General features: G+C 59.2%; 10 protein-coding genes. All 10 read right to left on the minus strand.

All coding sequences use genetic code 11. The annotated features are described in order from the left end of the window. Positions 1 to 29 precede the first annotated feature (29 nt). Positions 30 to 422, minus strand: a complete 393-nt coding sequence (locus IM700_RS22795; RefSeq protein WP_193419149.1) for a FliH/SctL family protein — start codon at positions 420 to 422, stop codon at positions 30 to 32. Next, positions 386 to 730 carry a hypothetical protein gene (locus IM700_RS22800; RefSeq protein ID WP_155606286.1) on the minus strand — a complete coding sequence of 115 codons (345 nt, stop codon included), beginning with the start codon at positions 728 to 730 and terminating at the stop codon, positions 386 to 388. The genes IM700_RS22795 and IM700_RS22800 overlap by 37 nt, the downstream gene beginning before the upstream one ends. Beyond that, the gene (locus tag IM700_RS22805; protein ID WP_155606285.1) at positions 727 to 1,086 is read right to left on the minus strand and encodes an alpha-helical endospore appendage domain-containing protein; all 360 of its coding nucleotides are present in this window, start codon (positions 1,084 to 1,086) and stop codon (positions 727 to 729) included. The genes IM700_RS22800 and IM700_RS22805 overlap by 4 nt, the downstream gene beginning before the upstream one ends. Positions 1,087 to 1,111: 25 nt before the next feature. Beyond that, positions 1,112 to 1,399 (minus strand): nucleoside-diphosphate sugar epimerase, encoded by a 288-nt coding sequence (locus IM700_RS22810; RefSeq protein WP_193419148.1) that lies wholly within the window; start codon positions 1,397 to 1,399, stop codon positions 1,112 to 1,114. A 129-nt stretch (positions 1,400 to 1,528) separates the two neighbouring features. Beyond that, positions 1,529 to 2,854 carry a glycosyltransferase gene (locus tag IM700_RS22815; protein ID WP_193419147.1) on the minus strand — a complete coding sequence of 442 codons (1,326 nt, stop codon included), beginning with the start codon at positions 2,852 to 2,854 and terminating at the stop codon, positions 1,529 to 1,531. After that, positions 2,838 to 4,115, minus strand: coding sequence for a GT-D fold domain-containing protein (locus IM700_RS23320; RefSeq protein ID WP_239484160.1), 1,278 nt, complete (start codon positions 4,113 to 4,115; stop codon positions 2,838 to 2,840). Before IM700_RS23320 ends, IM700_RS22815 begins: the two co-directional genes overlap by 17 nt. Positions 4,116 to 4,146: 31 nt before the next feature. Continuing rightward, on the minus strand, positions 4,147 to 4,878 hold the full coding sequence (locus tag IM700_RS22825; RefSeq protein ID WP_193419146.1) for a sugar phosphate nucleotidyltransferase: 732 nt from the start codon (positions 4,876 to 4,878) through the stop codon (positions 4,147 to 4,149). A 35-nt stretch (positions 4,879 to 4,913) separates the two neighbouring features. Beyond that, positions 4,914 to 5,663, minus strand: a complete 750-nt coding sequence (locus IM700_RS22830) for a glycosyltransferase family 2 protein (protein ID WP_193419145.1) — start codon at positions 5,661 to 5,663, stop codon at positions 4,914 to 4,916. After that, positions 5,660 to 6,790 carry a glycosyltransferase family 2 protein gene (locus IM700_RS22835; protein ID WP_239484162.1) on the minus strand — a complete coding sequence of 377 codons (1,131 nt, stop codon included), beginning with the start codon at positions 6,788 to 6,790 and terminating at the stop codon, positions 5,660 to 5,662. The genes IM700_RS22830 and IM700_RS22835 overlap by 4 nt, the downstream gene beginning before the upstream one ends. A gap of 7 nt (positions 6,791 to 6,797) precedes the next feature. Then, positions 6,798 to 7,625 carry a glycosyltransferase family 2 protein gene (locus IM700_RS22840; RefSeq protein ID WP_193419144.1) on the minus strand — a complete coding sequence of 276 codons (828 nt, stop codon included), beginning with the start codon at positions 7,623 to 7,625 and terminating at the stop codon, positions 6,798 to 6,800. Positions 7,626 to 7,795 lie beyond the last annotated feature (170 nt).

Below are 7,795 nucleotides of genomic sequence, written 5' to 3' on the forward strand. Positions count from 1 at the left end.
ACGCTGCCGGATCACCGACAGCGTTTCTGCTAGATTTGATTTTTATAGGCTATTTTGTGCCCGTCCTCGTAACCTTGGGCGAAGCCATTATTAAACCCTTCCTGATACGACTCATTATAAGCTTGATCGTAAACCACGGCGTCCTCAGGTGTTGCCGGCGGGACGGCAACGGGTTCCGGTACGGCAGCCGGTTCAGGAGCGGGGATCACGGCTGCGGGTACCGGAAGAGCGGCGCGACGACCTCTCCATCTTCTTCTGCTGCGGCGTGAACGCAGCTTATGCATCACCTTGCGCCGTTTGCGACGGGCAGTGGTCAGCTTGCTTCCCCGGCGCAGGGACAGCTTCCGTTTCTTACGGGGCTTGATTTTTCTCAGCGCGCGCGGTTTCACACGGCGGGTGCGCCGGAGTTTGGTTTTTGCCATCCTTCTTCCTCCTGTTCTCCTCGGGTAACGTTGTATGCTGCATAACAAGCGTCCATCATCCACGGCGGCGAAGGAGTTCCGTATTTGACGCGATGAAAAGTCAACCCGCAGACCGTGCGGGCCATCGCTTCCTGATATTTCGTTAATCTATCGATATTGCCGGCAATATGTCTGGCGGCGTCCGGAGACAATTCGGTCACATCGGCGAGGCTGCCGAGAATTCGTGCCATCGCCAGCTGGCTCTGGCTGATTGCGTCGATCAACCGTAATTTGGCCTCCTCCCCGGCCTGAAGAGGAAAGAGGGTCATTTGTTTGAATCCCCCAGATCAAAATCACCACCGAACATTCCGCTAAAATTACCGTCTAGGCTACTGTCGCCGCCACTTTCCTCGTCCTCGGGCGGCAGTATCGTTTTCAAGTTGCTGCACAGCCCGTTCTGGAGCTTGGTCAGGCCCTCGATCACCTCCACGAGCTGATCGTGAACATCCAGCGGATCGGACAGCTGCTTTTCGTGATCCTCAAAACTGCTCTCCAGCACATGATTCAATACCCAGTTGCGCACCTTCTCGGATTCAACCGCCTTGGCCTCGAGAATCATCGCGACGTTCCACTGGATCTTGGCGGCCGCATCCAGCATGTTCAGATAGGCCAGTTCCCTGCTCATGGCATCATACCCCGCTTCTTTAACCTCACTCTTCTTCATGACCTTTCATTTGTTTCATAACTATCCCCAAATTCTCTGCCATCGCCTCCTGCAAATCAGCAATGGCATTTAAGTAGGAGATCACGCTTTTGTTAATCCGGCTCGAATTCTCCAATATGCCGGACGTTCCTTCAAACGCCGGCTCGGCATCGGGAATCGCATGCACGATCTGCGCCATGCGCACGGCAACCTGCCGCTCGGCATCGATCACCCGCGCCATCTGCTGATGAGAGTGGGCCATGTGCACGATGATCTCCGAAATTTTTTGCTCCACCCTGACTCCTCCTCGCCTAAGAACCGCCTTTCGCTTCAGGAAGCGGACACCGTCCTCTCAGATGCCCTGCCTGCAATAACATATGCCGGTACGAATAAGCGCGTTCCTGGGGAACCGGCCCTTGCCAGCCTATAAATCCTCACTAACGAGATGCGGAGGCGGCAGGATGGGCAGCCCCTCGGAATAAGCGCCCACCACGTCTTCCGAAAGTGCGATACCCGAAGGTGCAAGCCCCCACGCGTGCAATGTGTATTCGGAGATGATCTCCCGCCGCTGCCCTCGATCAATTTGATACCACCGCCCACCGCAGACGGCAACGGTGCCGTCCGTTAAGCCTGCCTCGGACGGTGCGCTCCCGCTGAAACCAGCTAGCTGTTCCTGCGATCGGTCTGGCCCGGCCGGCAGCTGGAGCAAATCCAGCACGGACAGCCGCGTCGGCTCTGTGACCAGGGCGCCAACCTGGTGCAGCCGATGGCGAACCCCCTGCTCCAACCAGTGCACGCCCCCGTTCGCGTCCCGAACCCGCACATGGGTTGGGAAGAAATCCGCCGCCTGCAGCGTCCGCTCTCCGCGCCATGCCGGCATCCGCGCATACAGTGCTTGAAGATCCCCCCATTTCTCGCGGAAGAAATGGTGATTACGGGTGTTAACTTCCTGAAAGCCTTGGGAACCCAGTCCTTTCATCGTCATGCTTCCATAATGATGGACAAAGGTGTCCCCGGCGATCACCATCTTCTTCCCCTGCAAACGCAAACGCGCGACCCAATCGTCGTCCTCAAAATTGCCGATTTCGTACCCCTCGTCAAAATAACCGATTTGATCCAATGTCGTACGCGGAAACGCAACGCAAAAGCCCACCAGCCGATCGGTCACGCGCCACTTCCGCGGATCGGAGTGGTTGTGCATAGCGGCGAAAGCCGGCATATCCGTAACATCTTTATAAGGAACGTCGATTAACTGCTCCCCGCTGATGTAATTCGTGACGGGTCCCGCCGCAGCGGCCTCCGGAAATTGCCGGAGACATGCCAACAACTGATCCAACCAGCGCTCCGTGACCAGCACGTCGTTATTCAGCAGCACGATCGTATTTCCTTTAGCCATCATTAAGCCGGTATTCACCGCACGGGCAAACCCCAGGTTCTGCGAATGCACCGCAAGCCTTACCCGCCCGCGTCGCCTGCGAACGGCCTCGGCCGTACCATCGGCCGATCCATTGTCGACAACGATAACCTCATACGGGGAAGACGTGTGCTGATCAATGTGATCCAAGCACTGAAGCAACAAATCTATGCGATCATAGGTTGGAATAATGATACTCGTGAATTCCTGGCCCGTACCAAACGTCCGGATGCCTTCGCGGACCCCATATGCATAGCCGGCAGCATGCCCTTGTTCGTAGGTCCCTGAAGGACGTTTCGCCTGGTCGTTGGTGTTTCCGTCAATTTCCGTTTGCACCGGTGTGCACCTCCCCGAGTTGCGGCAGGGCCGCCTCGCCTTTTATCAGTTTATCGGCTAGATGACCCATATCCAGCGCCACCTTGCCCAATTCTCTGGACAGCTGCGGGCAAATCATCACAGCAGCCACACCGGCGGCAACCAGAGCCAGGTCAAAATCCGGAAATTCCCGGACGCGCATGGCGACCGTCGGCACATCGGCCACGCCCTGAACCGGAGCGAGCCACCCCACAACGTTCACGCTGCGTTGCCCGAGAAACCCTGCCAGCGCCTCCGCCTGATTCCCGATCAGCAGGACGCGCCGGCCATGCAACAGTCTCGTCAAATAACCGCCGGTATTTAATTCGTAATTTATGGTCGATGTGGTCAACTGCAAAGTGCGGTAATCGATCCCATAATGGTGCAGCACGGGAAACAATAACCCTTGATAGGACGGATGCCGGGATTCCGGCACCCCGATGATATCAGCGGCCCGCACGGCGGCGGCCAAAGCCTCGCGCGCGGCCGGATCCGGCAGTTGCACTCCTGCATAGGGCAAAAAAGCCCCCCAGCGGAGTGCTTCCTCGGCCCCGATCACCGTCCCGTGCGCCAAAGTGATCAGCTCCCCGTCCCCGAGGCGGACGACGGACAGCGGCCGGCCGGCCCGCAGCGCCTCGTCGGTAGCGGCGAATACGCCAACCGGCGTGAGCAGCGGGTACAACCGTCCGGCAACAGCAGGGAATCCCGCGGCGATGACGTCGTCGACCCGCACCTCAGGCAGTAGCGTATGGCGCGGTATCAAGCGGCCCAGCTTCGCTTCCCCGCCTTCAAAGAAGCCTTCGCGGTAGCCTTCCTCATAAGCGGCAGCACGGACTCGCTCCGCCTCGGCTGCGAACCATGCTGCCTCGAAGCCGCCCTCCGGGACCGGGTTTAGTACCGTCGGCTCGGGCGTGGGCAATGGCGGCGGCGCTGAAGCGCTCGGGTCAGGCGCAGCGGCGGCCGCAGCCTCTCCCGGGTTGCCGCCAGGACTGCCCGCGATGCCCGTTCGGCTCGCTGCCGGCAGGGCTCGCCGCCACACCACCGGGCGGGCCGCACGGCGCCCGTTCAAGCGCCGGCGGCTTCCGCGCCGCCGGTGAAGCGCGCCCTTGGCGGGCGCGTTACGGACTACGCGGCTGGCCTTCCGACGGCCGGCGGAGCGGCGGACCGTTGCGGCCGCTTTACCCCTACCTTGCCGGCGGTGGGCCTTGCGACTCCGTCCGGCTGAGTTTTCGCGTGAAGCCATCCCGTGCCTCCTTTCCGGCCTCCCTAATCGCTTAGGGAAGTACGCCTTTCATATGAATTCCGGCTTCCTGCAGCGATTCAAGCGTACCCGCGTCGCCCCACCATAGCTGGAGAACATCGAATTCCAGCATGCCGTTATGCGCATAGCGATTGTTCACGTCCGTAATCTCCAATTCACCGCGGGCGGAACGATCGATGCTGCGGATAATGCCGAATACCGAGTCATCGTACATGTAAATGCCGGTGACCGAAAATTTGGATTTCGGTTTTTTCGGTTTTTCTTCGATATAGGCGATAAGTTCCGGTGTGTCCTCGGCAAACACCGGCACACCGTAACGACGTGGGTCATCCACCGGCTTCAGCATCACCCGGGCACTGCCTGGTGGCTGCTGCTTGAATTTCTCCACATAGGGCGTTAAATCGTCCAAAAACAGGTTGTCGCCTAACAGTACAAGGAACTTGCCGCCGGGCGGAATAAACCCGTCAGCCAACTCCAGGGCTTCGGCGATCCCCCCGGCTGACTCCTGGACGCGATACGTCAGGTTCACACCGAAGTTCTCCCCACTGCCGAGGAAATCGGCGTACAGACCGGCCGATTGCTTGCTGATCACGATGAGAATATCGGTGATTCCAGCTTGACGCAGCCGTTCTATGCCGTAACAGACCATCGGATAATTCCCGACCGGAAGCAGATGCTTGTTGATCAATCGGGTCAGCGGGTATAGACGCGTGCCGCTGCCCCCCGCCAAAATCACGCCTTTCATGAACGCTCCTCCCTTATGCCAAAGATTTGATTTTCTCATGAGATAAATTGCCAGGGATCCACTCCCCATTTCTCGATAAACCGCATACGGTTCCGTTCCAGGAGTTCATTCCACCCTTCCGGATGCTGGGCTTTAAAGCTGGAGCTGCCTTCATGGTACACCAGCGTATCCCCGCAAATGAGCAGACGGTAGCCCAACTGCCGCGCGCGGTAGCAGTAATCGTCATCTTCATAATGTCCGGGCGAATATCCTTCGTCGAAGAGCCCCGCCCGCTCCAGTACCTCTCGCTTAAACAGCAGACACATCCCGACAAGCCGCTGGACCTCCAGCCATTTGGAAGAGTCAGAACGGTTATGTTTCTCCGCCGCTTGGGCGAAATCCTCGCCTTCCACCCAGTCAATCGCAACCTGTTGCCGTCCGCTGGCGTAATTGGTCACCGGACCAACAAGGCCTATATCGGGGGCGCTGTGCAGCGCCAGCAACAAATTGGAGAGCCATCGCGGGGAGACGGCAACATCGTTGTTCAGGATAAGCAGTTGATCGCCTGAAGCGACGGACAACCCCCGATTTACGGCGACCGGAAATCCTTCATTTCGCGGGAGCGCCGCGAGGATCAAGCGCTCCTTCAGGCAAAACGACGCGGTGTCGTCCTCGGAGCCGTTATCCACGACGATAATTTCGTAGGGCGTCTCCGTATATTGGCGGATCGCCTCCACACAAGGGGCGAGCAAGTGTAATCCGTTATAAGTAGGAATGATAATGCTCGTGACACCGGTTCCGCTCATCGGGCATTCCTCATTTTCGCCAATTCACTGCGCCCGATTGTCGCGAACCGCAGACGGACGCCCTCCGTCTTCATAACCTCGCCGAGCGCTTCCATATGATCGCCGATGATCATTTGCGCGACTGCGTTGCCCGTTCCGCTGTTACTGGTGCGAATCCGGTTTTTGCGGATCACGTCCACGGAAATGGGCGCACCCGCTTTAAGACCGCGGGCTAAAGCCAGCGCCTGGGCTTTCGGAGGAACGATCAGGGCAGCGGTCCCCACCGTTTGCAACGCACGGCGGGACAAGGCGTTCGGCACCGCCGTCAGCGAGTTCGCCTTCAAATCCGGACGCCCTAACGCCAAGTTAAGGAAGGCCTTGCAGCGCGTCACCTCATCCTGTTGGGAAAAGGGCGGCAGATACGGCGACAAATCGTTTAACGCCAAGTCCACTCCCTGGTCGATCGCGATCAGGAAGGCGGCTAAATCCTCTGCGCCGACGCACAGATCCCCATCCGTGAAGAGGAGAATGTCTCCGGTGGCCGCCGCCGCCCCGATCGCTCGGCCTACGTCATGGCCCAATCGTTCAGGGAAGCTAAGCCGCGTGATCCGCGGATCCCGGTCCACAGCGGTAAAGCTGCCGTCATTGCAGCCGTTTAGAACCACGATAATTTCCTGCAACGGCAGCTTGCGAAGCTCTGCCACAACCGCAGGCAGCGTCTTCTCCTCATTGCTCGCCGTCACGATAGCCGAGGCGCTCCCGTTCAGCGGCAAAGGGAGCCACGGCGTACTCAGCCCGGCCGTATCGGCATAACCGCGGCGATACGCCAAGGAGGCTGCTAAAATAGTCGCAAAGGGACTATTGTCCAACCGTTCCGCCCGTGCCCATTCTTGAAAGCAAGCCTGCATGTGAGGCGAATCGGCCGCTGCTTTCTCTCGTGACGCAGCTGCTCTGGCACCTGCGGCCAGAGCCCTCGCTTTCAAGCGTTGAATCAAGCCGCCGGCCAGCCCCTTCCTTGCGGACGGCCGAGCCATACGGCTGCCTCTGCGGGCCAAGCTGCTCTTCATCCGGCCAGCTCTTCCTTGCGGGCGGGCCAGAGATCCGCCTTTTCGTTTCCGGCGTTGCTTAATTGATTGCTTCGCTTCCATCAAAGTTTCACCTCACCTTGCCGCGCTGCCGACCTAAATCGCCGTACCCACCGCGTGGACCCTGCTGACGGAGTAGCCAATGAATCGCCTCCAAATGATCGCCTGCCACTAGTGCCGTCAGCGGATCAACGCGTCTCCCCTTGTTCCGCACCCATCCCCGGGCAGGATTCAACTTCCCGACAGGAACGGTATGGACCGCTTGTACGTTTAACCCGAGTCGCACCGCTCTAGCCAAGGCCAGCGGCGGAACCTCCAGGGCGTCCGGTCCGACGGTTTCCACCGCCTTCCGGCTCATCGCATGAGGCACCGCCGTCAAGGAAGCCCCCCGCAGGTCGGACCGCTGCAACAAACCGTTTAGGACGTGTTTAGCCAGAACGACCGGATGGGCTTCCTTCCGACTCGCCGGACCTGAGTAGCCATTTAGCGCAACGTCAACGCCGGCTAACACCGCCTTAACATAAGGGCGTAGCTCCCGAGCGGGAATAATCATGTCAGCGTCAACGAACAGCAGCGCTTGGCCGCGTGCGGCCTCCGCCCCAACGCGCCGGCCGACATCATGCCCCAGCGGCTCCGGTGTTCCGAGCACACGGGCACCGCAGGCTTTCGCCAGCTCAGCGGTCCCGTCGGTCGATCCGTTGACGACGACGATCGTCTCGCTGTACGGATGAACCCGGCCCGCCTCACGCAACACGCCGGCCAGCGTCGCCCTTTCATTCATCGCCGGGATGATGATGGATACCAGGGGGGCCTGATGATTGACCAAACGCGGTAACGTCGGCTTACGCTGAATCGGTTTACGGTTCAGTCGGATGCGCGGCTTGCGTTTTTTGACCACATCGATTTCCTCCCAAAACGTGATAATACCGGAGCATATACCACAGTGTATGTGAAGCCGGGGGGGTGGTAACGGCAAACGTACAGCTGTCCACACGAATGCGGCAAGGGCCCCGTCGCCCGATTCGTCTGCAAAATAATCATAACCACCCGTCCAACGGGTGGTTTGCT

This window comes from Paenibacillus rhizolycopersici (assembly GCF_014947195.2).
Taxonomy (GTDB): domain Bacteria; phylum Bacillota; class Bacilli; order Paenibacillales; family Paenibacillaceae; genus Fontibacillus; species Fontibacillus rhizolycopersici.

Excerpts from the sequence above, each read along its gene's own strand:
- IM700_RS22795 (WP_193419149.1), bottom strand. The coding sequence starts at position 422 with ATGGCAAAAACCAAACTCCGGCGCACCCGCCGTGTGAAACCGCGCGCG.
- IM700_RS22800 (WP_155606286.1), bottom strand. The coding sequence starts at position 730 with ATGACCCTCTTTCCTCTTCAGGCCGGGGAGGAGGCCAAATTACGGTTG.
- IM700_RS22805 (WP_155606285.1), bottom strand. The coding sequence starts at position 1,086 with ATGAGCAGGGAACTGGCCTATCTGAACATGCTGGATGCGGCCGCCAAG.
- IM700_RS23320 (WP_239484160.1), bottom strand. The coding sequence starts at position 4,115 with ATGGCTTCACGCGAAAACTCAGCCGGACGGAGTCGCAAGGCCCACCGC.
- IM700_RS22825 (WP_193419146.1), bottom strand. The coding sequence starts at position 4,878 with ATGAAAGGCGTGATTTTGGCGGGGGGCAGCGGCACGCGTCTATACCCG.
- IM700_RS22830 (WP_193419145.1), bottom strand. The coding sequence starts at position 5,663 with ATGAGCGGAACCGGTGTCACGAGCATTATCATTCCTACTTATAACGGA.
- IM700_RS22835 (WP_239484162.1), bottom strand. The coding sequence starts at position 6,790 with ATGGAAGCGAAGCAATCAATTAAGCAACGCCGGAAACGAAAAGGCGGA.